Annotated in this window: 28 protein-coding genes; 11 read left to right on the top strand and 17 right to left on the bottom strand. The window is 73.5% G+C overall.

The window, feature by feature from the left end; translation table 11 throughout:
- Positions 1 to 33: 33 nt before the first annotated feature.
- Complete coding sequence (locus IEX42_RS12715) at positions 34 to 504, bottom strand: nucleoside deaminase (protein WP_188780100.1); 471 nt, start codon at positions 502 to 504, stop codon at positions 34 to 36.
- Between the two features lie 64 nt (positions 505 to 568).
- On the opposite strand from IEX42_RS12715, the gene IEX42_RS12710 reads away from it, so the two are divergent.
- The 3 genes from IEX42_RS12710 to IEX42_RS12700 all read left to right on the top strand — a co-directional run bounded on the left by IEX42_RS12710 (position 569) and on the right by IEX42_RS12700 (position 3,406).
- Positions 569 to 838 (top strand): hypothetical protein, encoded by a 270-nt coding sequence (locus IEX42_RS12710; RefSeq protein WP_188780099.1) that lies wholly within the window; start codon positions 569 to 571, stop codon positions 836 to 838.
- Positions 839 to 1,171: 333 nt separating this feature from the next.
- Positions 1,172 to 2,785 carry an ABC-F family ATP-binding cassette domain-containing protein gene (locus IEX42_RS12705; RefSeq protein WP_188780098.1) on the top strand — a complete coding sequence of 538 codons (1,614 nt, stop codon included), beginning with the start codon at positions 1,172 to 1,174 and terminating at the stop codon, positions 2,783 to 2,785.
- A gap of 9 nt (positions 2,786 to 2,794) precedes the next feature.
- Positions 2,795 to 3,406: a PepSY domain-containing protein gene (locus IEX42_RS12700; protein WP_188780097.1), complete on the top strand. Its 612-nt coding sequence runs from the start codon at positions 2,795 to 2,797 to the stop codon at positions 3,404 to 3,406.
- A 33-nt stretch (positions 3,407 to 3,439) separates the two neighbouring features.
- Here the strand turns inward: IEX42_RS12700 and IEX42_RS12695 are convergent, their stop codons facing one another.
- From IEX42_RS12695 to IEX42_RS12670, 6 genes are read right to left on the bottom strand one after another with little or no spacing between them, the layout of a single operon-like run.
- The gene (locus IEX42_RS12695; protein ID WP_188780096.1) at positions 3,440 to 4,393 is read right to left on the bottom strand and encodes an NADP-dependent oxidoreductase; all 954 of its coding nucleotides are present in this window, start codon (positions 4,391 to 4,393) and stop codon (positions 3,440 to 3,442) included.
- 36 nt (positions 4,394 to 4,429) lie between these two features.
- Positions 4,430 to 4,990 carry a hypothetical protein gene (locus tag IEX42_RS12690; protein WP_188780095.1) on the bottom strand — a complete coding sequence of 187 codons (561 nt, stop codon included), beginning with the start codon at positions 4,988 to 4,990 and terminating at the stop codon, positions 4,430 to 4,432.
- On the bottom strand, positions 4,990 to 5,619 hold the full coding sequence (locus IEX42_RS12685; RefSeq protein ID WP_188780094.1) for a hypothetical protein: 630 nt from the start codon (positions 5,617 to 5,619) through the stop codon (positions 4,990 to 4,992). Before IEX42_RS12685 ends, IEX42_RS12690 begins: the two co-directional genes overlap by 1 nt.
- Positions 5,616 to 5,987, bottom strand: coding sequence for an Asp23/Gls24 family envelope stress response protein (locus IEX42_RS12680; protein WP_188780093.1), 372 nt, complete (start codon positions 5,985 to 5,987; stop codon positions 5,616 to 5,618). Before IEX42_RS12680 ends, IEX42_RS12685 begins: the two co-directional genes overlap by 4 nt.
- Positions 5,980 to 6,159 carry a hypothetical protein gene (locus IEX42_RS12675; RefSeq protein WP_188780092.1) on the bottom strand — a complete coding sequence of 60 codons (180 nt, stop codon included), beginning with the start codon at positions 6,157 to 6,159 and terminating at the stop codon, positions 5,980 to 5,982. Before IEX42_RS12675 ends, IEX42_RS12680 begins: the two co-directional genes overlap by 8 nt.
- Positions 6,156 to 6,704 carry an Asp23/Gls24 family envelope stress response protein gene (locus IEX42_RS12670; RefSeq protein WP_188780091.1) on the bottom strand — a complete coding sequence of 183 codons (549 nt, stop codon included), beginning with the start codon at positions 6,702 to 6,704 and terminating at the stop codon, positions 6,156 to 6,158. Before IEX42_RS12670 ends, IEX42_RS12675 begins: the two co-directional genes overlap by 4 nt.
- Before the next feature lie 106 nt (positions 6,705 to 6,810).
- Between IEX42_RS12670 and IEX42_RS12665 the strand changes: the two genes are divergently transcribed.
- A complete protein-coding gene (locus tag IEX42_RS12665; protein WP_188780090.1) occupies positions 6,811 to 7,101 on the top strand; it encodes a hypothetical protein in 291 nt (96 codons plus the stop codon).
- On the opposite strand, the gene IEX42_RS12660 is transcribed toward IEX42_RS12665, so the two are convergent.
- The gene (locus IEX42_RS12660; protein WP_188780089.1) at positions 7,091 to 7,264 is read right to left on the bottom strand and encodes a CsbD family protein; all 174 of its coding nucleotides are present in this window, start codon (positions 7,262 to 7,264) and stop codon (positions 7,091 to 7,093) included. The two genes, IEX42_RS12665 and IEX42_RS12660, sit on opposite strands and share 11 nt — an antisense overlap.
- A gap of 135 nt (positions 7,265 to 7,399) precedes the next feature.
- Between IEX42_RS12660 and IEX42_RS12655 the strand changes: the two genes are divergently transcribed.
- Positions 7,400 to 8,167, top strand: coding sequence for a TetR/AcrR family transcriptional regulator (locus IEX42_RS12655; protein ID WP_229660835.1), 768 nt, complete (start codon positions 7,400 to 7,402; stop codon positions 8,165 to 8,167).
- On the opposite strand, the gene IEX42_RS12650 is transcribed toward IEX42_RS12655, so the two are convergent.
- The 3 genes from IEX42_RS12650 to IEX42_RS12640 are packed head-to-tail and all read right to left on the bottom strand — an operon-like array spanning position 8,164 to position 10,705.
- Entirely contained in the window at positions 8,164 to 8,802 is a 639-nt protein-coding gene (locus IEX42_RS12650; RefSeq protein WP_188780088.1) for a 3-oxoacid CoA-transferase subunit B, read from the bottom strand. The genes IEX42_RS12655 and IEX42_RS12650 overlap by 4 nt on opposite strands.
- Positions 8,799 to 9,518 carry a 3-oxoacid CoA-transferase subunit A gene (locus IEX42_RS12645; protein ID WP_188780087.1) on the bottom strand — a complete coding sequence of 240 codons (720 nt, stop codon included), beginning with the start codon at positions 9,516 to 9,518 and terminating at the stop codon, positions 8,799 to 8,801. Before IEX42_RS12645 ends, IEX42_RS12650 begins: the two co-directional genes overlap by 4 nt.
- Positions 9,515 to 10,705 (bottom strand): thiolase family protein, encoded by a 1,191-nt coding sequence (locus IEX42_RS12640; RefSeq protein ID WP_229660834.1) that lies wholly within the window; start codon positions 10,703 to 10,705, stop codon positions 9,515 to 9,517. Before IEX42_RS12640 ends, IEX42_RS12645 begins: the two co-directional genes overlap by 4 nt.
- Before the next feature lie 129 nt (positions 10,706 to 10,834).
- On the opposite strand from IEX42_RS12640, the gene IEX42_RS12635 reads away from it, so the two are divergent.
- Together IEX42_RS12635 and IEX42_RS12630 are read left to right on the top strand one after the other, a co-directional pair.
- Positions 10,835 to 11,842, top strand: coding sequence for an ATP-binding cassette domain-containing protein (locus IEX42_RS12635; RefSeq protein WP_188780085.1), 1,008 nt, complete (start codon positions 10,835 to 10,837; stop codon positions 11,840 to 11,842).
- Positions 11,839 to 12,627: an ABC transporter permease gene (locus IEX42_RS12630; RefSeq protein ID WP_188780084.1), complete on the top strand. Its 789-nt coding sequence runs from the start codon at positions 11,839 to 11,841 to the stop codon at positions 12,625 to 12,627. Before IEX42_RS12635 ends, IEX42_RS12630 begins: the two co-directional genes overlap by 4 nt.
- A 19-nt stretch (positions 12,628 to 12,646) precedes the next feature.
- On the opposite strand, the gene IEX42_RS12625 is transcribed toward IEX42_RS12630, so the two are convergent.
- Positions 12,647 to 13,234 (bottom strand): TetR/AcrR family transcriptional regulator, encoded by a 588-nt coding sequence (locus IEX42_RS12625; protein WP_188780083.1) that lies wholly within the window; start codon positions 13,232 to 13,234, stop codon positions 12,647 to 12,649.
- A 119-nt stretch (positions 13,235 to 13,353) separates the two neighbouring features.
- Between IEX42_RS12625 and IEX42_RS12620 the strand changes: the two genes are divergently transcribed.
- Complete coding sequence (locus IEX42_RS12620) at positions 13,354 to 14,505, top strand: MFS transporter (RefSeq protein ID WP_188780082.1); 1,152 nt, start codon at positions 13,354 to 13,356, stop codon at positions 14,503 to 14,505.
- A 23-nt stretch (positions 14,506 to 14,528) separates the two neighbouring features.
- On the opposite strand, the gene IEX42_RS12615 is transcribed toward IEX42_RS12620, so the two are convergent.
- Genes IEX42_RS12615 through IEX42_RS12605 form a run of 3 tightly spaced genes read right to left on the bottom strand, consistent with a single transcriptional unit; the run spans position 14,529 to position 17,931 of the window.
- Positions 14,529 to 15,551 (bottom strand): M48 family metallopeptidase, encoded by a 1,023-nt coding sequence (locus IEX42_RS12615; protein WP_229660833.1) that lies wholly within the window; start codon positions 15,549 to 15,551, stop codon positions 14,529 to 14,531.
- Between the two features lie 53 nt (positions 15,552 to 15,604).
- Positions 15,605 to 16,795 (bottom strand): bifunctional 3-oxoadipate enol-lactonase/4-carboxymuconolactone decarboxylase PcaDC, encoded by a 1,191-nt coding sequence (pcaDC, locus tag IEX42_RS18365; protein ID WP_188780081.1) that lies wholly within the window; start codon positions 16,793 to 16,795, stop codon positions 15,605 to 15,607.
- Entirely contained in the window at positions 16,792 to 17,931 is a 1,140-nt protein-coding gene (locus IEX42_RS12605) for a lyase family protein (RefSeq protein ID WP_188780080.1), read from the bottom strand. The genes pcaDC and IEX42_RS12605 overlap by 4 nt, the downstream gene beginning before the upstream one ends.
- A gap of 106 nt (positions 17,932 to 18,037) precedes the next feature.
- On the opposite strand from IEX42_RS12605, the gene IEX42_RS12600 reads away from it, so the two are divergent.
- Genes IEX42_RS12600 through IEX42_RS12590 form a run of 3 tightly spaced genes read left to right on the top strand, consistent with a single transcriptional unit; the run spans position 18,038 to position 20,358 of the window.
- Complete coding sequence (locus IEX42_RS12600; RefSeq protein WP_188780079.1) at positions 18,038 to 19,279, top strand: MFS transporter; 1,242 nt, start codon at positions 18,038 to 18,040, stop codon at positions 19,277 to 19,279.
- A 17-nt stretch (positions 19,280 to 19,296) separates the two neighbouring features.
- Positions 19,297 to 20,058 (top strand): IclR family transcriptional regulator, encoded by a 762-nt coding sequence (locus IEX42_RS12595; RefSeq protein ID WP_188780078.1) that lies wholly within the window; start codon positions 19,297 to 19,299, stop codon positions 20,056 to 20,058.
- A 12-nt stretch (positions 20,059 to 20,070) separates the two neighbouring features.
- On the top strand, positions 20,071 to 20,358 hold the full coding sequence (locus IEX42_RS12590; RefSeq protein WP_188780077.1) for a DUF1905 domain-containing protein: 288 nt from the start codon (positions 20,071 to 20,073) through the stop codon (positions 20,356 to 20,358).
- A gap of 112 nt (positions 20,359 to 20,470) precedes the next feature.
- Here the strand turns inward: IEX42_RS12590 and ppc are convergent, their stop codons facing one another.
- Positions 20,471 to 23,323 (bottom strand): phosphoenolpyruvate carboxylase, encoded by a 2,853-nt coding sequence (gene ppc / locus IEX42_RS12585; RefSeq protein ID WP_188780076.1) that lies wholly within the window; start codon positions 23,321 to 23,323, stop codon positions 20,471 to 20,473.
- A 226-nt stretch (positions 23,324 to 23,549) separates the two neighbouring features.
- The gene (locus IEX42_RS12580) at positions 23,550 to 24,353 is read right to left on the bottom strand and encodes a transglutaminase-like domain-containing protein (protein WP_188780075.1); all 804 of its coding nucleotides are present in this window, start codon (positions 24,351 to 24,353) and stop codon (positions 23,550 to 23,552) included.
- Positions 24,354 to 24,391: the final 38 nt, after the last annotated feature.

The following is a 24,391-nucleotide window of genomic DNA, read 5'->3' as shown; positions in this document are numbered from 1 at the left end:
GTGCTCGAAGCGTACGACCCGGGTCGCGGCGTCTCAGCCGGGCGTCGCGGCGTACGCCCGGAACGGCGCCGCCGGGTCCTCGACCTCGCCCTGCGTCAGGGGCAGCGAGCGGTCACCGGCGGGACCGATCTCGTCGTAGAAGCTCGCCAGCGTCATCCAGCGCCCGCCGTCCTCGTAGTGCTCGCCCTCCTGCTCCCGGGTGGCGGCGAAGACGACCTGATCGGGGTCGGCGTAGTACAGCGCCGCCAGGCACATCGGGCACGGGAACGCCGTGACGTACACCGTGCAGCCCGCGAGGCTGGTGCGCCCGCGCTCGGCGAGGCCGCGGATCGCGGTCACCTCGGCGTGCGCGGTGACGTCCCCGGTCTGCACGACCTGGTTGGTGGCCTCGGTGAGCACCGTGCCGTCGGCGTCGGCCACGACGCAGGCGAACGGCTTGCCGCCCTGCTCGACGTTGGTGAGGGCGAGGTCGATGGTGCGCTGGGCGAGGTCCGCGGACGTCATGGGCGGCACGGTGCCCGGCCGAGCACGCCTCATGCGGATCGAACACGTGTTCTACTCTCGTGCGATGAGCACGAACGGGGCCGCGGACGCGTGGTCGATCGCGCGGAGCCGTTCCGCCGTGCCGCTGCCCGAGCCGGACTGCCCCGCCCGGCACTGCTGGGTGAGCGACCCCGCCGACGGCTCGCGCCGCGTACGCCGCCCCGGCCTGCTGCTGGAGTGGCGTCGGACGCCGAGCGGGTGGGAGGGCCGCGTGGCGTACGCGGCCCAGCTGCGCGAGGGCCGCTGGGCGCTCGTCGAGGAGTGGGTGCCCGCGGCGTCGCTGACCCGCGTGTGAGCGCGGCGACCCCAAGGTGGTCGAGCCCGACGTGAGCGCAGCGAACGAGGACGTCGAGACCACTCCCGGACGTGGGTCTCGACGTCCCTTCGACGCGACGACCTCGTCCCTCGGTCGTCTGCTCAGGACACCGCCTCCCTCGCTGGCGCTCGGTCGGGCTCGACCACCTGGCGCGCAGACGACTGTCGAGACCACCACCGGAAACGCGGGTGACAGCGGCGAGCACCCGCCGTACGGTCGGACCGTCATGAAGAGCTGAGCCCGGGACCCGACCCGCTTCCGCGTCGCTGCGTCCCCCTGCGTCCTCATCCGCACGAGACGAACGGGCTCACCATGACCGCACTGCACACCTCCGACCTCACGCTCACCTGGCCCGACGGCACCCCCGCGCTGACCGGGCTCGACCTCGGCCTGGGACCCGGCCGCCACGGACTGGTCGGCGACAACGGCGTCGGCAAGTCGACGCTGCTGCGCCTGCTCGCCGGCGAGCTCGCCCCGGAGCGAGGGAGCGTGAGCGTCGACGGGCGGGTCGGCTACCTCCCCCAGGCACTGGGTCCCGAGCCGGCGCGGACCGTCGCCGACGCCCTCGGGATCGGGTCGACGCTGCGCGCGCTGGCCGCGATCGAGGCCGGGTCGGTCGAGGTCGCCGACTTCGACGCCGTCGGCGAGGACTGGGACGTCGCCGAGCGGGCCGAGGCCTCGCTCGGGCGGGTCGGCCTCGGCCGGCTCGAGCTGGACCGGCCGCTCGGCGCCGTCTCGGGCGGGGAGCGGACGCTGCTCCGCCTCGCGGGCGTCCTGCTCGCCCGGCCCGCCGTGCTGCTCCTCGACGAGCCCAGCAACAACCTCGACGGCGCCGGTCGCCAGCGCCTCACCCAGGTCGTCCGCGAATGGCCGGGCCTGCTCCTGCTGTCCAGCCACGACCGGGTGCTGCTCGAGGAGATGGACGACATCGGCGGGCTGCGACGCGACCGCCTCGGCACCACGACGCTGGAGTGGTACGGCGGCGGCTGGTCGTCGTACGTCGCAGCGGTCGAGACCGAGCAGGAGGCAGCGCGGCAGGCGGCGACGACCGCGGCGGCGGACCTGCGCCGCGAGCGGCGCGACCTCGTGCAGGCGAGGGCGACGCTCGCCGGGCGCAAGCGCACGGCCGACAAGGCCGAGCGCGAGAAGCGGGTCCCGAAGATCATCGCCCACGGACGGCGGATGCAGGCGCAGGAGTCGGCAGGGAGGTACCGCGGTCTGCACGAGGGCCGGGTCGAGGCGGCCCGGGAGCGGGCCGACGCGGCCGAGGAGCGGGTGCGCGAGGAGGCCGAGATCCACCTCGACCTGCCTGCGACGCGGGTGCCGGAGCGTCGCGAGGTGGCGCAGTTGCAGGCGCTGGTGCCGGCGTACGGCGATCTCGCCCCGCTGGACCTCGTGCTGCGCGGCCCCGAGCGGGTCGCGCTGACCGGCCCGAACGGCATCGGCAAGACCTCGGTGCTCCGCGCGCTGACCGGCGAGCTGCCGCCGCGCAGCGGGTCCGCGCGGGTGCACGTGCCGTGGCGGATGCTCGACCAGACCCGCTCGGGTGTGCTCGACCCTGCCCAGAGCGTCGCGGGCAACGCCCGCGCGGTCGCCCCGGGGTCGGAGGAGGAGCACCTGCGCGGGTCGCTGGCACGCTTCGGGTTCCGGGGCCGGCTCGCGGACCGGCCGGCAGCGACGCTCTCCGGTGGGGAGCGGCTGCGCGCCACCCTGGCCTGCCTGCTCCTGGCCGAGCCGGCACCGCAGCTGCTGCTCCTCGACGAGCCGACGAACGACCTGGACGTGGCCGGGGTGCGCCGCCTCGTCGAGGCGCTGGCGGCGTACGAGGGCGCGCTGGTGGTGGTCAGCCACGACGAGGCCTTCCTCGAGGACCTCGACCTGGACCGGCGGGTGCCTCTGCTCCCCCACCCGCCGAGACGCTCCTAGGATCGCGCCATGACACGTACGACGACCCGTCTCGCCGCCTCCTCCTCCGCCGTGCTGCTCGCACTCTCGCTGGCCGGGTGCAGCGACAACGACGGCAACGACCGGGACGGTGCCCCGGCCGCGGAGCAGTCGACCAGCGCTCCGGCGGACCCGACGACGTCGGCGTCCACCGACGGCTCGAGCAGCCAGCTCGTGGCGGCCGGCGCACTGGTCCTCGGCAAGGTGTCGGGTGCGACCCTGACCTCGATCGAGCAGGACAACGGCGGCTGGGAGGTCACCGTGGCCGCCGACGACGGCTCGGCCACCGACGCCACCACGAACGCCGAGGGCACCGAGATCACCCGCGGTCCGACCAAGGACGACGACGACGCGGACGACCTCGCCGAGCGCAAGCGCGAGCTGGGCGCCGCGACGCTGGACTACGAGGCCGCGGCGAGTGCCGTCACGAAGGCACAGCCGGGAACGATCCGCGAGCTCAACCTCGACACCCGGGACAACAGCAGCCAGGTGGTCTGGGAGGCCGACGTACGAGACGCCTCCGGCAACCAGGTCTCGGTGAACATCGACGCCAAGACCGGCGCCGTCGTCTCGAAGGCAAGCGACGACGACAGCGAGGACTGACCCGGCGCGCTCCTGACGCCCACGTGCGCCGGATCAGCGCTCGAAGCTGATCACCATGCGCCCGCGGACCCCGCCGGCCTCGAGCCGGCGGTGTGCCTCCGCGGCGTCGTCGGCACCGACGACGTCGGCTACCCGGAGCGTGACCACGCCCATCTCGGCCTGGACGCGCAGGCGGTCGAGCGCGTCGTGGTCCTCGGCGGCGTCACGGACCAAGACCGGCTCGAAGCGCAGGTCGTCACGCTCGGAGTCGCTGCCGTCCCAGCCGCGGATCGTCGCGACCGCACCGCCCTCCGCCACCGCGGGCAGGGCGTCCGCCCCGAGCAGGGCACCGTCGGCCAGGCCGTCGACTCCGTCGGGGACGAGGTCGCGCACCGCGTCGGCGAAGCCGGCACCACGGCGTACGACGTGGTCGGCACCGAGACCCTCGACCAGCTCCTCGTCGGCCTCGGAGGCATCGGCGACGACGGTGAGACCGTCCGCCTTGGCCAGCTGGACGACGTACCCGCCGAAGGCGCCGGCCGCACCGGTCACCGCGATCGTCTGTCCGGGCTCGAGGCCGAGCTGGTCGAGGGCCCGCCGGGCGGTGAGCCCGTTCATCGGCAGCGTCGAGGCCTCGGCGTACGACGCACCCTGCGGCGCCGCGACGACGGAGCCGCGCGGCAGCACGATCTCCTCGCGGTAGGCGCCGTGCGTGCCGCCGTCCGGGACGACGATCGCCACGACGTCGTCGCCGACGCTCAGCTCGGTCGGGGTGTCCGGCCCGATCTCGAGCAGCACGCCGGCGAGGTCCATGCCCGGCACGACCGCCGGGTCGGGGCGCGCCCCCTCGTCGACGTCCGCGCCCGCCCGCTTCAACGTGTCGGTGGGGCTCACCGCCGCGGCCCTGACGCGGATCCGCAGGAGTCCGGGGCTGACCCGCTCCTCGTCGACGTCGATGACTCGCAGGACGTCAGGCCCGCCGTACTCCGTCGCTCCGACTGCTCGCATGGCGGGCGCAACAGCGCGACGGCGTCGCTGCTTCCCTCAGCGCCCGACGCGCAGCTCGACCCGGCAGCGCAGGTCGTCGCGCTCGAGCACCTGCCGCAGCTGACCGGACACCTCGTCGCAGCGACGGGCGACGAGCGCGAGGTCGGCGGTGGGGTCGAGGACGGCGGAGAGCCGGGCGACCAGCTGGCCACGGTCGCGGACCACCACGCCGTCGGCGGACCGTACGCCGTGGGTGTGCGCGGCCAGCGCGGTCGCGGCCGCCCCCGCGGCACGTGAGGCGGAGACCTGGAGGCGCCCGGAGGCGTCCGAGCCGCCGAGGGTGAGCCGGCGTACGCCCGGGCGTCGCAGGTGGCGCGCGATCCACAGCAGGCCGAGGAGCGCGAAAACGAGACCGCCGATGCCGGCGGCCCACGGCCACCACCCGGCCGCGACGACGTCGCGTGCTGCCGAGGTGCTGGCCAGGTCGGGAGCACGCCCGCCGAGCTCCGCGACCGGCTCCCCGCTCCACCACCAGCACAGCGCAGCGCCGGCCACGAGGAGCACGAGGGCGAGCAGCAGCGTCACCAACCGGTCGAAGGCGTGCATCGTGCGACTCATCAGGCCCTCGATCCGGACGCGTCGCGGACCTTCACCCGCAGGCGGGGCCGACGGGCCATGGCGAGGAGCAGCGGCTCGAGCCGCTCTCGTACGTCGGCAGCCACCGCCGCACGCTGGTCCGGGGTCGCACCGGACACGACGTCGACCTTCAGCCGACGACGCGAGGCCTTCGCCCGTGCGCCCGTCACCGCACCGGGTCCGGCCAGCAGGTTCTCGGCCAGCCGCACCAGGTCGCGCGGGCGCAGGTCGACGGCGGTCGTGGCGGCCACGGGCAGCCCTCGTCGTGGCCGCCGGTGCAGCGCGACCCGCAGGACGAGGAGGCCGACGACGACGGCGACGATGCCGGCGACCAGGACCCACACGTCCTCGCGCCGCACCCGGTCGGCGGCGTCGATGCCCACCGAGGTCCACGCCGGCCCGGGCACCATGCCCCAGACGACCAGCGCGCTCTGCACGCCGACGGCGCCGAGGCAGATCAGCGCCAGCGCCACGAGCTGCGCGACCAGCGGGACCGCACCGGTGCCGACCGCCGGCTTGGCCGCCGACAGCGCCGCCTCGGCGTCCGGGACGGCCTCGTCGGGCCGGGCGACGTCGGCGGTGTCGTCGGGGACCGCGGGGAGCGTGCTCACCGGACCCTCACCTCCGGCTCGGGCTCGACGAGCGCCGCGACCGTCACGTCGACCGCCGCGACCGGCAGCCCGGTGAGTGCCTGCACACGGTCGTGCACGTGGCTGCGCACCTGCTGGGCGACGTGGGACAGCGGCATCGGCCAGGTGGAGGCGACGTCCACGGAGATCCTGCTCTCCGCATTGCGTACGACGACCGCCGCGCTGGGCAGGCTGCGGCGTACGACACGACGCGCGTCGACGACCGCCTCCACCTCGCCGGCGGCGATCACCGCCGTCGACTCGATCACCTTGTCCGACAGCAGCGTGCGCCCCCGCTGGGCGGGATCGACGATCTCGGTGCCGCGGTCGGCCGGCCTCAGCTCAGTCACGGTCGCGCTTGCGGACCAGCGAGGAGAGGTCGACGTCGCCGTCGAGCTGTCCGCCGACCAGGAAGCCGACGGCGCCCAGCACCAGCGCGACCAGGAACCCGATGAAGCCTCCGGCGGCGCCGGCGACGCCGAGGAGCAGTCCGGCCAGGAGGCCGACGGCCGCGGCGTTCACTGGACGCGAGGCTGGGCGGGCTCCGCCTCGGCCTCTTCCTCGGGCGTGCTGAGGTGCACGTCCTGGATCTCGATGTTGACCTCGGTGACCTCGAGGCCGGTCATCTCCTCCAGCGCGGCGATGATGCTGGCGCGGATCTCACCGGCGAGGTCGGCGAGAGCGAAGCCGTACTCCGCGATCAGCTGGATGTCGACCGCCGCCTGCGTCTCCCCCACCTCGACCGAGATGCCCTGGGTGACGTTGACCGAGCTGCCCGGGATCCGGCCGCGCAGCGCTCCGACGGCCCGGTCGGTGCGGCTGCCGAGCGCGTACACGCCACGGACCTCACGGGTCGCGATGCCCGCGATCTTGGACACGACCGCGTCGGCGATGGTGGTACGCCCGTGGTCGGAGATCAGCACGCTCGGCGACGCGGTCGCCTCGGTGGCCTTGACTGCTGTGGCGGCGCCCTTGGTGGAGACCTGCGGCGTCGTGGTCCCGGACTTGCCGGGAGTGCTGACCGCCTGCTCGCTCGCCTTGTCGGTGCTCGTCGTCTCGTCGCTCATCCGCGCGCTCCTGTCGCTGGTGGTCGGGCCCGGCTCACGGGCCCGCTGTCATCCTCACACGCGTCGACGACGCGGTCGTCGTCGGCGAGTGCATGATGATCGGGTGGTGTTCTCGGGTCGTTCGGGTGTCGCGGCCGTGATCGCCGACCGGGTCGGCTCACGGCTCGTCGACGGCGTCGTGCGACGCGTGGTCGTGGGTCGCGGCGACGTACGGGTCGACATCGTCGTCAGGTTCGGCGCGCACGTGGACGAGGTCGCACGCCTGGCTCGCGTGCTCGCCGTCCACGCCCTGGAGGACCTCGACGGGAGCCACGCCCCCCTGGTCGACGTCCGAGTCGTCGACGTCGACCAGCAGGGCGGCAGCCGTGTCGCCCTGGACCGCCCGCCTACTTCTTGAAGGCGTCCTTCACGTTCTCCCCGGCGTCCTTCACCGACGACGCGGCCTGGTCCTTCTTGCCCTCGGCCTTCATCTCGTCGTCGTCGGCCAGGTTGCCGACCGCCTCCTTCGCCTTGCCGATCGCGTCCTCCGCAGCGTTCTTGGCCTTGTCCGCAAGTCCCATGAGGTCCTCCTCGTCTCGATGTACCGACCGGTGCTCGACCGCGTCGCTCGCTTACACCATAAGCACGGAAGGCTTACGTCGTAAACCTCGCGCTTGCGTAGGGTGAGCGCAGCGCTACTCGAGGAGGGCCGCGCGGTGCCGAACCCCACCGACGAACCACCGGCGGATCCCCCGCCGGACGCCGACGCTGCCGTCGTGGAGGGGGACTCGCCCCCCTCCGAGCGCGTCCCGCTCGAGCGGGACCGCATCGTCGATGCCGCGCTCGACCTCGTCGAGCAGCTCGGTCCAGGGAACCTCACCATGCGCCGGCTGGGTCACGCGCTCGGCGTGGAGGCGATGAGCCTCTACCGCTACGTGCCCGGCAAGGAGGAGCTGCTGGACAGTGTCGTCGACCGCCTGATCGAGACGATGTACGCCGATGACGACGTGCTCTCCACGCCGCGGGACGGGTGGCAGGACTTCCTGCAGCGGATGGCGCACGGCGTGCGCCGCGTCGCGATCGCCCACCCCAAGTCGTTCCCGCTCGTGGCCTCGCGACCGCCGGAGGCTCCGTGGCTCCGCCCACCGTTGCGCAGCCTCGACTGGGTCGAGAGCTTCGTCGGGGGTCTGCGCTCCGAGGGTTTCAGCCGCGAGGGCACCGCCTCGGCCTACCGCGCCTTCACCAGCTTCCTGCTCGGCAGCCTGCTCCTCGAGGTCGCCGCGCGCGGGGCCGACGTCGGCCCGCTCGACGTGGTCGAGGACACGACGGCGGAGAGCAGCCTGGCGGACTACCCGGGCGTGGACGACCTGCGCCACCTGCTGGCCCAGGACCGCGCGGCGGACGAGTTCGAGCTGGCGCTCGAGGACCTGCTCGACCGCATCGCGCGGATCAAGGTCGACACGCAGGACGCCGAGGAGAGCTAGCCGAGCTCGACCTCGAGCCGGTCCTCGAGCTCGGCACGGTCGATCCCGAAGCTCTCCACGAGGCGGGCGCCGGCGGCTCCGGCTCCTGGGCCGACCTCGAAGACCGCGAGGTCGGTGAAGACCCGGGTCACGCAGCCGACGCCGGTCAGCGGGTACGTGCAGGCCGGGACGAGCTTCGGGCTGCCGTCCTTGGCGAACAGGCTCATCATCACGAACACGTCCCTCGCGCCGATCGCGAGGTCCATCGCGCCACCGACGGCCGGGATGGCGTCTGGCTCACCGGTGCTCCAGTTGGCCAGGTCGCCGTTCGCGGCGACCTGGAACGCTCCCAGCACGCAGACGTCGAGGTGCCCGGCGCGCATCATCGCGAACGACGCCGCGGAGTCGAAGTACGACGCCCCCGGCAGCTCGGTGACCGGCTGCTTGCCTGCGTTGGTCAGGTCCGGGTCGACGTCTTCGCCGTGCGCCCCGGGGCCCATGTTGAGCATGCCGTTCTCGGTGTGCAGCACCACGCCCGCGCCGGGCGTGAGGTGGTCGGCGACCAGCGTCGGCTGCCCGATGCCGAGGTTGACGTACGACCCCGCCGGGATGTCCGCCGCGACCCGGGCCGCCATCTCGTCCTTGGACAGGCTCATCGAACCGTCTCCGGAGTGGAGGTCTCGACAGGCTCGACCACCGGCGGTCGAGCCCGTCGAGACCCCGCGACGACGGTGTCGACGTAGATCGAGGGTGTCACCACCGCCTCGGGGTCCAGCTCGCCGACGCCCACGACCCGGTCGACCTGGACGACCGTCCTCGCCGCGGCGGTGGCCATCACCGGCCCGAAGTTGCGCGCCGTCTTGCGATAGACGAGGTTGCCCATCTCGTCGGCGACGTACGCCTTGACCAGCGCGACGTCGCCCTTGATCGGGTACTCGAGCACATAGGTCCGCCCGTCGATCTCCCGGGTCTCCTTGCCCTCAGCCAGCGGCGTACCGACCCCGGTCGGGCAGAAGAACGCACCGATCCCCGCACCCGCCGCCCGCATCCGCTCGCCGAGGTTGCCCTGCGGGACCAGCTCCAGCTCGACCTTCCCGGCACGGTAGAGACCGTCGAAGACCCACGAGTCGTGCTGGCGCGGGAAGGAGCAGATCACCTTCGCCACCCGACCCTTCGCCAGCAGCGCCGCCAGGCCGGTGTCGCCGTTTCCGGCGTTGTTGGAGACCACCGTCAGGTCGCTCGCCCCCTGGTCGATCAGCGCGTCGATCAGCTCCACCGGCATCCCCGCCAGCCCGAACCCGCCGACCAGCACCGTCGAGGAGTCGGCGATGCCGGCGACGGCGTCGTCGTACGACGACACGACCTGCGTCATGCGGACGGGTTCTCGAGCACGACCGCCAGTGCCTGGCCGACCCCGATGCAGATCGCCGCGAGTCCCCAGCGCTCCCCGGACTCGCGCAGCCGGCCGGCCAGCGTGCCCACGATCCGCGCACCGGAGGCACCCAGCGGGTGGCCCATCGCGATCGCCCCACCCTTGGCGTTGACCATCTCGGCATCGGTCAGCCCGCGCTCGACCCAGGCATCCACGCAGCCCAGCGACTGGGCGGCGAACGCCTCGTTGAGCTCGACCGCAGCGATGTCGGACCAGCCGATCCCGGCGCGGGCGAGCGCCTTCTCCGCAGCCTCGATCGGGGCGAGGCCGAACCGCTGCGGCGCGTTGGCGTAGACCCCACGACCGGCGATCCGGGCGAGCGGTTCGATGCCGAGCCCGGCGTCCTCGCCCGCCACCAGCAGCGCCGCGGCGCCGTCGCTGAGCGGCGAGGCGTTGCCGGCCGTGATCGTGCCGTCCGCGCGGAACGACGGCTTCAGCGCGGCCAGCTTCTCGGTCGTGCTGCCCGCGCGGATGCCCTCGTCACGGACCAGGTCGACCTCGGGCACGTCCACGACCAGGTCGTCGTAGAACCCCGCCTCCCACGCCTCGTCGGCCAGCGTGTGCGAGCGGACCGCGAACTCGTCCTGCCGCTGTCGCGACAGACCCAGCTCGTCGGCGATCTGCTCGTTGCACTCGCCCAGGGAGGCGGTCCACTCCTCGGGCATCCGCTCGTTGACCAGCCGCCAGCCGAGCGCGGTCGAGACCGCCTCGAGGTTGCCGGCGGGGTACGCCCGCGACGGCTTCGGCAGCACCCACGGCGCGCGGGTCATCGACTCCACCCCACCGGCCACCGCGATCGTCGCGTCACCCGTCTCGACCATCCGCGACGCCTGGTTCAGCGCCTCCAGGCTCGACCCGCACAGCCGGTTCACCGTCGCGGCGGGCACCGACGTCGGCAGCCCGGCCAGCAGCACCGCCATCCGGCCGACGTTCCGGTTGTCCTCCCCGGCGCCGTTGGCCGCACCCCAGATCACGTCGTCGATCCGCGTCGGGTCCAGGTCCGGCACGCGGGCCAGCACCCCGGACAACGCGACGGCGGCGAGGTCGTCGGGTCGTACGCCGGCCAGCGCGCCGCCGAAACGGCCAAACGGGGTGCGGGCGGCGGCGTACAGGTAGGACTCGGGCACGGGGCCTCCAGACATCCGGGTGCTGTGACGCCCGCCATCCTCGCCCACGGCACCGACAGCCCCACCGTCCGCCTTCCGTCCAGCGCAAAAGGACGGATCCTGTCGGAGGACGCCCCTAGGGTTCTCGCCATGGCGAGCACGACGTACGCATCCTCATCGGGGCCGGCGATCCGGGCCGAGGGACTGGTCAAGGTCTTCGGCGAGCACCGTGCCCTGGACGGCGTCGACCTCGAGGTCCCGCGGGGCCAGGTGCTGGGGCTGCTGGGCCCGAACGGCGCCGGCAAGACGACCGCGGTGAGGGTGCTGACCACGCTGCTCGACGCGGACGGCGGGACGGCCACGGTCGCGGGGATCGACGTGGCGAAGGAGCCCGACCGGGTCCGGTCGGTGATCGGGCTGACCGGGCAGTACGCCGCCGTCGACGAGTACCTCACCGGATTCGAGAACCTCGAGATGGTCGGTCAGCTCTTCCAGATGCCGCGCAAGCAGGCGCGGGCCCGAGCCACCGAGCTGCTGGAGCGCTTCGACCTCGTGGACGCGGCCGACCGTCCGAGCAAGACCTACTCCGGCGGCATGCGTCGCCGCCTGGACATCGCCGCCTCGCTGATCGCGGGACCGCAGGTGCTCTTCCTCGACGAGCCGACCACGGGCCTGGACCCGCGCAGCCGGCTGGCGATGTGGGAGTTCATCGAGGACCTGGTCACGGACGGGACCACGATCCTGCTGACCACCCAGTACCTCGACGAGGCCGACCGGCTGGCCGACACCATCGCCGTGATCGATCGCGGACGGGTGATCGCCCGCGGCACGGCCGACGAGCTCAAGGCCCAGGTGGGCGGAGAGCGGCTGGTGTTCACCGTGGCCGACGCGGCGGACCTGGACCGCCTGGCCGAGTCGCTCGCACCGCTCGGGGTCGACGCCCCGGTCCTCGACCGGGCGACCCGGCGGCTGACGCTGCCTGTCCAGGGCGGCGCGCCGGTGCTGCGCGACGCGCTGGACCGGGTCGTGGGGATGGACGTCGTCGACGCCGGCCTGCGTCGCCCCGACCTCGACGACGTCTTCCTGACCCTGACCGGTCACGCCGCGGAGGACGACCAGCCCGGGGACGCCGCCGACTCCGAGGAGGTTTCGCCGTGAGCCTGCTGTCCGACAGCCTGGTCATCACCCGGCGCAACGTCACCAAGATCCGCCGGGTCCCCGACCTGATCGTCTTCGCGACGCTGTCGCCGATCATGTTCGTGCTGCTGTTCCGCTACGTCTTCGGCTCGGCGATCCCGATCGAGGGCATCGACTACGCCTCGTTCCTGCTCCCCGGGATCCTCTGCCAGACGGTGATCTTCGGTGCCACGGTGACCGGTGGTGCGCTGGCCGAGGACCTGCAGAAGGGCCTGATCGACCGGTTCCGGTCGCTGCCGATGCGCAGCGGCGCCGTGCTGATCGGACGGACCGTCGCCGACCAGGTGCTCAACGTCGTCTCGATCGTGGTGATGCTGCTGACCGGCCTCGCGGTCGGCTGGCGACCGCACACCACGCCGTACGAGTTCGTGCTCGCGATCGTGGTGCTGCTCGCGTTCGCCTTCGCGGTCTCCTGGCTGATGGCACCGGTCGGGCTGCTGGTCCGCACCCCGGAGGTGGTCAACAACGCCTCGTTCATCGTGATCTTCCCGCTGACCTTCATCGCCAACACGTTCGTGCCGACGCAGAACTTCCCCACGCCGCTGCGGGTCTTCGCCGACTGGAACCCGGTCTCCACGACCACCCAGGCCGCGCGCGAGCTGTTCGGCAACACCGTCCCGGGCCCCACGCCGGACGCGTGGTCGCTGCAGCACCCGGTGATCTACACGCTGATCTGGGTGGTGATCATCCTGGCGGCGTTCGTGCCGTTCGCGGTGGCGCAGTACAAGCGCGCAGCCGGCCGCTGACGGCGCGCCGGAGCGTGCTTCACGGCGCGCCCGTCAGCGCGGTCCGGATCCTGGCCTCGGCGAGGGCTCTCGCCCGTCGGACGGGCGCCTCGGGCGAGCCCCTCAGGAGGCTGGCGAGGACGCCGTTGTAGATGAGCACGAGGTCGGCGGCCACCGCGGCAGGGTCGGGCACGTCGGCGGCCTCGAGGTCTGCGCGCAGCCGCCGGCCGAGCACGCGGCTGTCCTGCCGCGTCAGCGTCAGCGCGGGGTCCTGCTCGGCGGCCGTCGTCGCGGGCCGTTCCGACGCGGTGGCCAGGAAGCAGCACCACTGGGTGGGCGCAGCAGCGGCGCGGAACGTCTCGAGCGCGTCGAACACGGCCAAGCCACGATCCACCGGGCCGTCGGCGCGAGCGCGGGCCGCGTCCCAGTGCTCGACCCAGAGATCCAGTCGGCGACGGAGCACCGCGCTGAGCAGCTCGTCCTTGCTCCCTCCGTACTTGTAGAGCGTCGCGATCGCGACCTCTGCCGCTCGTGCGACGTCGTCCATCCCGCTCACGGCGATGCCCTGGTTGAAGAACAACGACTCCGCCGCATCGAGGATGCGCGCCTTGACCATGTCCGCGTCCACGGGCTTACTATAACGATCGTTTCGTATAACGCTCGTTTCAGGAGGTCGTCGTGCAGGTCGCTCCACCCCTCGTCCCGAGGTCGTCGACCCCCGGAGTCGGCGCCCGCGGGAGTGACGTCGTGCGGCCGGTCGTGCTGGCCGTGGCCGCGACGATGCTGATCGCCACGACGTACGGGTTGGCCCGCTTCGGGGTCGGCCTGTTCGGGCCGCGACTGGCGGCCGAACGGCCAGCCGTGGCCGGCGGCTTCGGGCTCGCCGCCTCCGCCCAGTTCTTCGCGTACTGCCTCGCGGCCGTCGGCGCAGCCGGGTTCTGTGACCGCAGGCCCGGGCCGGGCGTCGTCCTGGCCGGACTGACCGCGACGGCCGGCTGCGTGGGCATCGCGCTGGCGCGCGATCCCTGGCTGCTGGTCGCCGCGGCGTTCGTCGCCGGGCTCGGGGCCGGCTTCGCCTCGCCCGCTCTCGTCCGCCTCGTCGATGCCCGGGTCGCGCCGCCGCTGGCGAGCCTGGTCCAGGCGACGGTCAACACCGGGACCGCGGTCGGCCTCGTCGTCGCCGGCCTGATCGGCTTCGCAGGGTGGTCGATCGCCCTGACCTGGCTGGTGATGGCCGCACTGTGCACCCTGAGCGCCCTGGTCCCGAGCCGCTCGGCGCGTCTGGCATCGCCCTCGGCCGGCACCGTGGCCGCCTCCGGGCGCACCCGGCCCGGCCCGTCCGAGGCCGGCGCCGCTCGGGCGCTCCTGCGGCCGGCGAGCGCGGCCGTGCTCGTCGGCCTGGGCACCGCCCTGGTCTGGAGCTACGGACCGCTGATCCTCGACGGCGCCGGGACCGTGGCCTCCCCGGACGTCGCGTGGCTGTGGATCGCCCTCGGGCTCGGGGGCCTGCTCGGCCCGACGGCCTCCCTCCTCGCCGATGGCCTCGGCACCACGCGCGCGTGGCGCCTGCTCTGTGGCCTGCTCGTCGTCGCGCTGCTCACGCTGATCCTGGCCGAGCAGACCGGCCAGGCCTGGTGGGCCTACCTCGCGATGGCCGTCTTCGGCTTCGCGTACATGAGCATGTCCAGCACCCTGATCCTCATCGCTCGCCAGTCACGGCCCACCGGCGCTGCAGCAGCGACCTCGACCCTCTTCGTGGCGCTGGCTCTCGGCCAGAGCGTGGGTTCGCTCGGCATCCAGACGCTCCTCGACCAGACGGGCCCGGCGCTCGCCACCGCGGTCGCCGCCGCGTGCTGCGCCGTCGCCGGCTGCCTCCTCCGCAGATCGCGTCGGTCGTAGCGAGAGCCGCACGGACGGGCACGTCAGCCCTCGCGGCCCCAGCGCTCGTCCCACCAGCCCTTGAGGGTGCCGAGCACGCCCGCGCTGTCGTGCACGAGCTTGCCCAACGCATCGCCCGTCTGGGCGAAGGCGGTCGCGTAGCCGCGGGCGGCATCGCGAGCGGCATCGCTCACGGACGCGGTCGGGTCGTCCTCACGTCGCGGGTACGCGCCGGAGAGGTACGCGGTGTACTCGCCCGACTCCACCCACCGGCGCAGCTCGGTCGCCCGGATCACCGCGAACGGGTGGGTCTGCTCGGCCAGCATCGTCACCTTCAGGAACGACTCGCGCAGGTCGCCGTCGGCGTCGTACGACGCTCCCTGCGCGAAGAACGACGTGGTGTCGAGGTCCTCGAGGTGCCCACCGCTGGCCAGCTGCATGTGGACCCGGAACGCGGTCTGCGGATCCTGGGTCGCCAGCAGCCCCGCGCGGTCGGCGGAGAGCTCCGCCTTCCGCGACCACTCCAGCAGTGCACTCTGGATCACCCGGAAGGCGATCCCGCCCACCGGGATCGCGCTGAGGAGCCCGCTGAGGCTGAGGATCCACTCCAGCATCGTCTGGTAGACCGCGTGGCCACTGAGTGCGTGGCCGAGCTCGTGACCGATGACGAACCGCAGCTCCTCCTCGCTGAGCAGGTCCACGAGCGCGGAGTTGACCACGATGCTGGGCCGGTCCAGCCCGAGGGTGCGCGCGTTGAGGTACGGGTCGGCGACGACGTACATCGCGGGCACGCTCGGCGCGTCCAGCGTGGTGCAGGCCTCCACCAGGAGCCGGTGCAGCCGTCCGAACTGGCGCTCGTCGACCCGGACCGCGGAGCCCAGGAGCTCCAGGCGCACGCCGCGCTCGTGCACCATCGACGACAGTGCTCTGAGGATGGTGTCGAAACCGCGCAGCCGCCGCATGGCGATCAGCGCGCCGCGGTCCGCCGGGTGCTCCCACGCGCGCGAGCTGATCCCGGTCAGCACGGTGCGGGAGCGTCGGGGCGAGGATCCGGTCGGCGCAGGCACCGGGCGATCATCCCCGCCGCGGCACCCGCTCCGCAGCGAAACGCCGCACTGCCTCACGCCTCCTCGGCGAGGACCTCCTGGGCGATCCGGAACGCGGTGTTGGCGTCGGGCACGCCGCAGTAGATCGCGGACTGCAGCAGCACCTCGCCGATCTCCTCGACGGTGAGCCCGTTGCGCAGCGCGGCACGCAGGTGCATGGCCAGCTCCTCGTGGTGGCCCCGGGCGACGAGCGCCGTCAGGGTGATCATCGACCGGCTGCGGCGGTCCAGCCCGGGGCGGGTCCAGACGCTGCCCCAGGCGTACTCGGTGATCATCGTCTGGAAGTCGCGGGTGAGGTCGGTGATCCTCTCCAGCGAGGCGTCGACGTGCGCGTCGCCGAGCACCTCGCGGCGCACGGCGAGGCCGGCGTCGTACCGCTCGGAGGTCGCCGGCGAGGACGGCTCCTCGATCCCGGCGGCCTCGAGGACCAGCGCCGCGACCTGCTCCGGCGCCTCGGCCGGCGCCAGGTGCGCGACGTCGTCCAGCACGACGAGGCGGCCGTCCTGGACCCCCTCGACGATCTCGGTCAGCAGCTCCGGCGGGGTCGCGACGTCGTGGGCGCCGGCGACCGCGACCAGCGGGCCGGCGATCTCGCCGAGCCGGTCACGTACGTCGAAGTCGGCCAGCGCCTCGCAGACCTGGACGTACCCGGTGTCGTCGGTCGACTGCAGCGCGTGCAGCAGCGCCGAGCCCGTCTCCGGGTGCCGTTCGAGCGACCCGGGGGCGAACCAGCGCTCGGCCGAGGACGCCGTGAGCGCGGCCGTGCCGCTCGCCCGGACCTGCGCGATCCGCTCGTGCCAGGAGGAGGGCTCGCCGAAGCGCGCCGCGGTGCAGCAGAGCAGCGCGGAGGCGATCCGTCGCGGGTGGTCGAGCAGGAGCTGGAGGCCGACGGCACCGCCGACCGAGTCACCGGCGTACGCGAACGAGCCACCGGCCTCGCCGCGCTGCTCGAGCACGTCGTCGACGACCCGCAGCACGCCCGCGGCCAGCTCGGCCATGGTGAACGACTCGGCCGCGGCGCCCGTGTTGTGCCCGTGCCCTGGCAGGTCCCAGGCCACGACGTCGAAGTACGGCGTCACGCCGGCCGCGCAGTCGGTCCACAGGGCCGTCGCCGACGTGCCCAGCGACGGCCCCAGCACCAGCAGCGGCAGCTGCTCGCGGTGGGCGGCGCCGGTCATCCGGTAGCCGGTGATGCCAGGGATCATCGGTGCTCCTCCGCTCGGGCGAGCGCGTCGTCGACGAGACGGTCGGTCTCGCCCAGGTAGGTCGGTGCCGGGGGGTGCCCGGCGAGGTCAGCCATCGCGCGCTGCTCGCCGCGCACGTCGTGGGCGTCGAGGTCGGCCGACGCCGCGCCGGCGTGGACGACGAGGCCGGTCAGCAGGTCGTCGGCGTGCGCAGCGGCGACGACCGTACGACGGGCGAGCAGACGCAGCGTGTCCCACTCGGCGTGCCAGGCGCCGTCCGCACGCTCGTCGACCTGCAGCGCGGCGGACAGGTGGAGGGTCGAGGCGAGGCCGGGGGCAGCGATCGCGGCCCGCCGCAGCAGCACCGAGCGGACGGGGTTCGCCTTGCCGGGCATCGTCGAGGAGCCACCGCCGGCGCCCTCGGAGAGCAGACCGAGCCGGGTCAGCGCGAGCACGTCGGAGGCGATCCGCCCCCACGCGTCGGTGCAGCGGACCAGCGCGTCCCCCACCCGGGTCACGGGTGCACGGTCGGTGTGCCATGCGCGCGCGTCGGCGAGGCCCAGGCGCGACGCGAGCCCGGCTCGGGCGGCGGCCGGGTCGAGGCCGAGCTCGACGGCCGCGGCCATCGTGCCGGCGGCACCGCCGAGCTGCACCGGGAACACCAGCGCGTCCAGCTCCTCGACCAGGTCGAGCACCGCGTGCAGCCAGCCGGCCGCCTTGCCACCGACCGTGCCGGGCAGGGCCGGCTGGGTCAGGGTCCGCAGGACCAGCGGGGTCCCGCGGTGGTCGCGGACGACACCGACGAGCGCCGTGACCTGTGCCCGGAGGTGCTCGCGCACCGTCGCCACCGCCTCGCGCAGCAGCAGCACCAGCGCCGTGTCGACCACGTCCTGGCTGGTCAGCCCGCGATGCACCCACGAGTTGCCGGAGAGGTCGCGCAGCGTCGAGACCAGCGCCAGCACGGGGTTGCCGGCCGACTCCGCGTCCAGCGTGCCGGCAGCGATGCCCTCGAAGGGCAGCGGCGCGGCGGTGGTCAGCCCCGCGTCGGCGAGCACCGCCAGCCAGGCCCGCTCCACCTGCACCATCGCCGCGACGTACGACGCCTCGCTGCAGCACGAGCCCGCCCGCGCGTCGCCGGGCCAGAACAGGTCGCTCACGAGGGCGAACGTACGCGTCGGGGCGGGCCGGCCGCGCGCAGCATGGTTCCGCACAGCGGAAGACGCTCGTCGTTCCACCTCTGTGACCGCTGTCACGATCGAGCCCATGACCGCCCCCGCACCCGCACGCACCCCCGGCCGCGCCCCCGTCGACCCCGGCTTCTGGCCGGTCCTGCTGTGCTGGGTCGCCGTCGCCCTGGACGGCTTCGACCTGGTCGTCCTCGGCGCCGTGATCCCGACGATCTCCCGCGAGGGAGCGCTCGGCTTCACCGACGCCTCGCTGACGACCGCCTCGACGATCGGCCTGGTCGGCGTCGGGCTCGGCGCGATCGCGATCGGGCCCCTGACCGACCGCTTCGGCCGACGCCGTGCGCTGATGGCCAGCATCGCGGTCTTCTCCGTGCTGACCATCGCGATCGCGGTGGCGCCGAACGTCGCCACCTTCGTGGTGCTGCGATTCCTCGCCGGCCTGGGCCTCGGCGCCTGCCTGCCGACGGCGCTGGCGTACATGTCCGAGCACGCCCCGGCCGGCGGCAACGGCAAGGCGGTCACCCGGACGATGACCGGCTACCACGTCGGCGCCGTGATCACGGCGCTGCTGGCGCTGTGGCTCGTCGACGCGTTCGGCTGGGAGTCCATGTTCGTGGTCGGCGGCGTGCTCGGGCTGCTGACGCTGCCGCTGATGTGGGCCAAGCTGCCGGAGTCGGAGTCCTACCTCGCGGCCCGGGCCGACGGCCCCGCCACGGCCGTCGTCCGACGCAGCGCCGACGTGGTCAGGGGCGGCTACCTGCGGATCAGCATCGGGCTGTGGGTCGCCTCGTTCATGGGGCTGGTGCTCGTCTACGGCCTGAACACCTGGCTGCCGAAGATCATGGGCGAGGCCGGCTACTCGATCGAGGCGGGCACCGGGCTGCTGCTGGTCCTCAACGTCGGCGCCGTCATCGGGCTGCTGATCGCAGGCCAGGTCTCGGACTCGCGCGGCAACAAGCCGACCGTGCTGGCCTGGTTCGCGCTGGCCGCGGTGTTCCTCGCCGTGCTGTCGATCAAGCTGGAGAGCAGTGCGCTGGTGTACGTCGGCGTCCTGCTCACCGGCATCTTCGTGTTCAGCGCGCAGGTGCTCGTCTACGCGTTCGTCGGACAGCTCTACCCCGTCGCGATGCGGGGCACGGCTCTCGGCCTCGCCGCCGGCGTCGGGCGGATCGGAGCCATCGTCGGGCCCTTCCTCGGCGGGGCGCTGGTCACCGCGGGCATCGCGTACCCGTGGGGCTTCTACGCCTTCGCGGTCGCCGCCGTGCTCGCCGTCGGCGCTCTGGTCGTCGTACCCGCACGGGGGCCGGAGACCGTCTGAGCGGGCACCATGTCCCCATGGCCGGCAACACCTCCGCCCCGGGCGACACCGTCACCAGCCGGGCGCTCGCGCTGGTCGGGGCCTTCGACCCCGACCACCGTCGGCTGACCCTGACCGCGATGGCCCAGCGAGCCGGGCTGCCCGTCCCGACCGCGCACCGGCTGGTCGGCGAGCTGGTGACGTGGGGCGCGCTGACCCGGACGAAGGCCGGCGACTACGTCGTCGGGCGGCGCCTGTGGGACCTCGCGATGCTCGCTCCGGTGCAGGCGGGACTGGTGGAGACGGCCTCGCCGTTCCTGCACGACCTGTACGGCGCCACGCTCGCGACCGTGCACCTCGCCGTGCGCGACGAGACGCAGGTGCTCTACCTCGACCGGCTCGGCGGCAGCGCCTCGGTGCCCGTGGTGAGCACCATCGGCTCGCGACTGCCGCTGCACACCACCGGGGTCGGCAAGGTCCTGCTCGCCCACGCGCCGAGCACCGTGCGGGCCGCGGTGCTGGGCGACCTGACCCGGGTGACGGCGTACACCATCACCGCGCCCGGCACCCTGCAGCGCCAGCTGGACGCGGTCCTGACCGACGGCTACGCCACCACCTCGGAGGAGATGAGCCTCGGCGCCGCGTCGCTGGCGGTCCCCGTACGCGCCGGTGACGCCGTCGTCGCCGCGCTCGGGATCGTGGTCGCGCCCCGGCGCGGTGCGGATCACGAGCGGCTGCGCCTCGTCGCGGCGCTCCAGGTCGCCGCACGGGGGATCGGCCGCAGCCTGGCGCCGAGCTGACGGGGGACCCGGGTGGACATCGAGATCAGCGGCGAGCTCTGGTGGTGGCGCGGTCCGGCGCCGTTCCACTTCCTGAGCGCGGGTGCGGAGCGCAGCGCGGAGATCGCCGAGGTCGCCCGCGCAGTGACGTACGGCTGGGGCATGGTTCCGGTCGCCGCGACGGTCGGCGCCACGACCTGGACGACGTCGCTGTGGCCGAAGGACGGCGACTACCTGCTACCGGTGAGGACCGCCGTACGACGTGCCGAGGGGCTGGAGCTCGGCGACCTCGTCACCGCAGTGCTGAGCCTCGACCTCTGAGTGCCCGACGGACAGCAGCGTAGGTCTCGCCGTTCTCCCCTTCGACAGGCACAGGGCACCACCTCGCTGGCGCTCGGTCACCACCGGTGGTCGAGCAGCGAGCCCTCCGCACTCAGCCGGTGTTGCGCAGCCCGGCGGCGATGCCGTTGATGGTCAGCAGCAGCGCCCGCTGGAGGTCGGGGTCGGGCTCGGCGCCCTCGGGAACGTCGCGCAGCCGCCCCAGCAGCGAGGCCTGCAGCGCGTGCAGAGGAGCCAGGTAGGAGTCACGCAGCTCCAGGGTCCGGCGCAGCACCGGTGCCGACTCCAGCAGCGTCTCCTGACCGGTGACGGCGAGGACCTCCCGGACCGTCCGGGCGTGCTCGTCGCGGATCCGGTCGAACAGGCCAGCCGCGTCGTCGGGCACCAGGCGTTCGACGTAGCGCGCGGCGATGTCGAGGTCGGTCTTGGCCAGCGTCATGGAGACGTTGGAGAGGAAGGTGCGGAAGAACGGCCACGAGCCGTACATCTGCGCGAGCAGCTCGGCGCGGCCGTCCTCGCACGCGGCGGCCAGGCCGCTGCCGACGCCGTACCAGCCCGGGAGGATGATCCGGGCCTGCGTCCAGCCGAACACCCACGGGATCGCGCGCAGGTCGTCGAGACCGCCGTCGCCGCCGGGGCGCTTGGAGGGGCGCGAGCCGATGTTCATGTTGCCCAGCTCGTCGACCGGCGTCGCCGCGACGAAGAAGGGGACGAGTCCGTCGTCGCTGACGAGGGCGCGGTACGCCTGCTGCCCCTGCGCGGCGACGACGTCCATCGTCGCGTTCCACTCCCCCAGCAGGTCCGTGGGCAGCAGCGACGTGCGGTGCAGGAGCGAGGCCTCGACCACGGCGGCCAGGGCGGTCTCGAGGTTCCACCGGCCGAGCTGCGGGAGGGTGTACTTGTCGGAGAGGACCTCGCCCTGCTCGGTGATCTTGATCGGACCGTCCAGGCTGCCGTTGGGCTGGGACAGGATCGCCTCGCCGGTCGGACCGCCGCCGCGACCGGTCGACCCGCCGCGTCCGTGGAAGAGCCGCAGCACGACGCCGTGCTCACGGGCGATGTCGCGCAGCGCCCGCTGCGCCCGGTGCACCTGCCACTGCGAGGCGGCGATCCCGGCGTCCTTCGAGGAGTCGGAGTAGCCCAGCATGATCTCCTGCACGTCACCCCGCGCGGCGACCACGCGGCGGTACGCCGGGTCGCCGAGCAGCGCCTCCAGCAGCGGGCCCGCCACCTCCAGCTCGGCGACCGTCTCGAACAGCGGCGCGAACCCGAGCCGCGCCGTCGCCGGCCGCTCGTCGGTCCCGGCGTCGACCAACCCGGCCTCGCGGGCCAGCACGACGAGCCCGAAGATGTCGTCGACGCCGTGGGTCATCGAGACGATGTACGTCTCCACGACGTCGGGCCCGTACGCGTCCTGCGCGGCGCCGATCGCCCGCAGCAGACCGAGCGACGCCGTGGCCGCCTCACCCAGGTCGGCCGCCGACGCCCCGACCAGCGGTCGCCGGCTGGTCAGCTCGGCCGACAGCAGCTCGGTGCGGGCGTCGCGGTCGAGGTCGGCGTACGGCACGTCGAGCTCGCCGAGCCGGTCGAACAGCTCGGCCAGCGCGGCGTGGTGCTTCTCGGAGTGCTCGCGGACGTCGAGCGTGGCCAGGCCGGTACCCATCGCGACGGCGGTCCGGATCAGCCGCAGGATCGCGCCGTCGCCGGTGAGGTCGTCGCCCCCGGCGAGCATCGAGTCGCGCACCAGGCAGAGGTCGGCCAGCAGCTCCTCGAAGGTGGCGTAGTCGCGGCCCGGCTCGTGCGCCGTCTCGTTCGCGAGCCGGTCGCGGGTACGCAGCAGCCGGACGCGGACGTACGAGAGCTTCAGGCGGTACGGCTCCTCGGCGTTGAGCCGCTCGATCGTCCGGTGGGTGATCGGCAGCGCCTCGGCGTCGGCCTCCAGGCTGGCGAGCAGCTCCTCGCTCGCGGCGACGACGCGCGAGGACGAGCCCATCTCGCTGAGCAGCTCCTCGACCTGGCCGACGAGGATCCGCAGCCCCATCTCGTGCTGCAGGCCGAGCACGTCGAGGGTGACCTCGGGAGTGACGTTGGGGTTGCCGTCGCGGTCGCCGCCGGCCCACGCGCCGAACCGCAGCGGACGGGCACTCGGCGGCAGCACCAGCCCGACCGAGCCGAGCGTGCGGTCGAGCTCGGCCAGCAGGTCCGGGACCACCTGGGTCGCGATCTGCTCGAGGTAGTAGATCGCCGTGCGCGCCTCGTCCTTGGGCTCCGGGCGCGAGACCCGCAGCTCGTCGGTCTGCCAGAGCATGTCGACCAGCTCGGCCATCCGGCGCTGCGCGAGCGGGTCGTCGGCCGCGCGCGCCCGCGGGTCCTCGCCGGCCTGCACGAGGTCGGCGATCCGGCGCAGCAGCTCCAGCACCGAGCGGCGGCTGGCCTCGGTGGGATGGGCGGTGAAGACGGGGCGGTACTCCAGGCGGGCGAGGATCGCCTCCGCCTCGTCGCGCCCGAGCGAGCCGTCCTCCAGCGCGGCGCCGATGCGCTGCGCCGTCCGTGCCAGGGGGCCCTGCTCGCCTGCGCTCAGCTCCTGCCAGCGGTGCAGCTGCTCGGTGGTGTTGACCAGCTGGAAGTACGCCGTGAACGCCCGCGCGAGCACCACCGCCGTCGCGTCGTCGACCCCGTCGAGGAGCGCGTGCAGCTCCTTGTCGTCGGGCTGACGGGCGAGACTGCGTACCTTCTCGACGAGGTCGAGCAGCTCCGGCCCCTCGTGGCGGGTCAGCGCCTCGCCCAGCAGCCGCCCGAGCTGGCGTACCGAGGCCCGCAGCGCCGCGTGCTGCTCGTCCGAGGACACGCCTCCGGCGAACTGGGCGACGTCCGGCTCGCGCCGGTCGGCCTCGAGCATCTGCTCGGTCGTACGGCTGCCGGTCTGCTCACTCGTCGACTCGCTCATGGGGCCATCCTGGCCGAGACCTGTCACAGCCGCATGACGTGACCCGGCGCGGAACCGCAGCAAGAGCATGCCGACCCGGCGCAGAACTACAGATCGGCGGGTACGCACGGGTCACGCAGGTCGGCAGCAGGTCCTGCGACGGTCGTGCGGGTCTGCGCCGGGTCGATACACCCAATATGCAGTTCTGCGCCGGGTCGGGGTGCGGGGGGTGCTGCTCTGCGCCGGGTCAGCGGAGGTAGGCGACCCGGCGCCAGTCGTCCCCGGGGAGCTCGTCGACGACGGCGCCCACCTCGAGGTGGGTCAGCATCGCGGCCGGACCCATGGTGGTGACGAAGGCCGTGTCGGCGGCGTCGCGGCCCGTCGAGATCCGCAGCAGCGACTGCCGCGGGGCCAGCCAGGTCGCGTCCACGACGCACCACTCGCCGTCGACCCACGCCTCGCAGACGGCGTGGAAGTCCATCGGCGACAGCCCAGGGGCGTAGACGGCGACCGTGCGGGCCGGTACGTCGTTGGCGCGCAGCATCGCCACGCACAGGTGGGCGAAGTCGCGGCAGATGCCCTGCCTGGCCAGCATCGTCTGGACCGCGCCGTCCGTGGGGTCGCTGGAGCCGATGGTGTAGCTGATCCGCGAGTGCACCCACTCGCTGACCGCCGAGAGCAGGTCGTGCCCGGTCAGGCCGCCGAACTCCGAGCGCGCGGTGGGGCCGAGCGCGTCCGACTCGCAGTAGCGGCTGGGCCGGACGAAGGTCAGCAGGTCCAGGTCGGAGGACGGCGCCTGGTCGGCACGGCCGGCGACCGAGGCGTCGTACGAGACCTGCAGCAGGCCGGCGCCCGCGCGCACGGTGTGGAAGCGCGACCCGTGCTCGTCGAGCGTCTCGGTGACGTCCTCGACCGGCTCCCCATCGAGGGTGACGAGCAGGCTCTCTGACTCGGCTACCAGCGGGGCGGGCAGGGCGGCCGCGATCGACAGGTACGCCGTGGTCTGGCCGGACAGAGCCAGCTCGAGGCGGGCGGTGACGTCACGACGCATGAGCAGATCCCATCACCTCGACACGTCTCACCCCTCCG

The sequence above is a fragment of the Marmoricola endophyticus genome (assembly GCF_014644415.1).
Taxonomy (GTDB): domain Bacteria; phylum Actinomycetota; class Actinomycetes; order Propionibacteriales; family Nocardioidaceae; genus Marmoricola; species Marmoricola endophyticus.
This window is presented reverse-complemented; position numbering and strand designations above follow the sequence as displayed.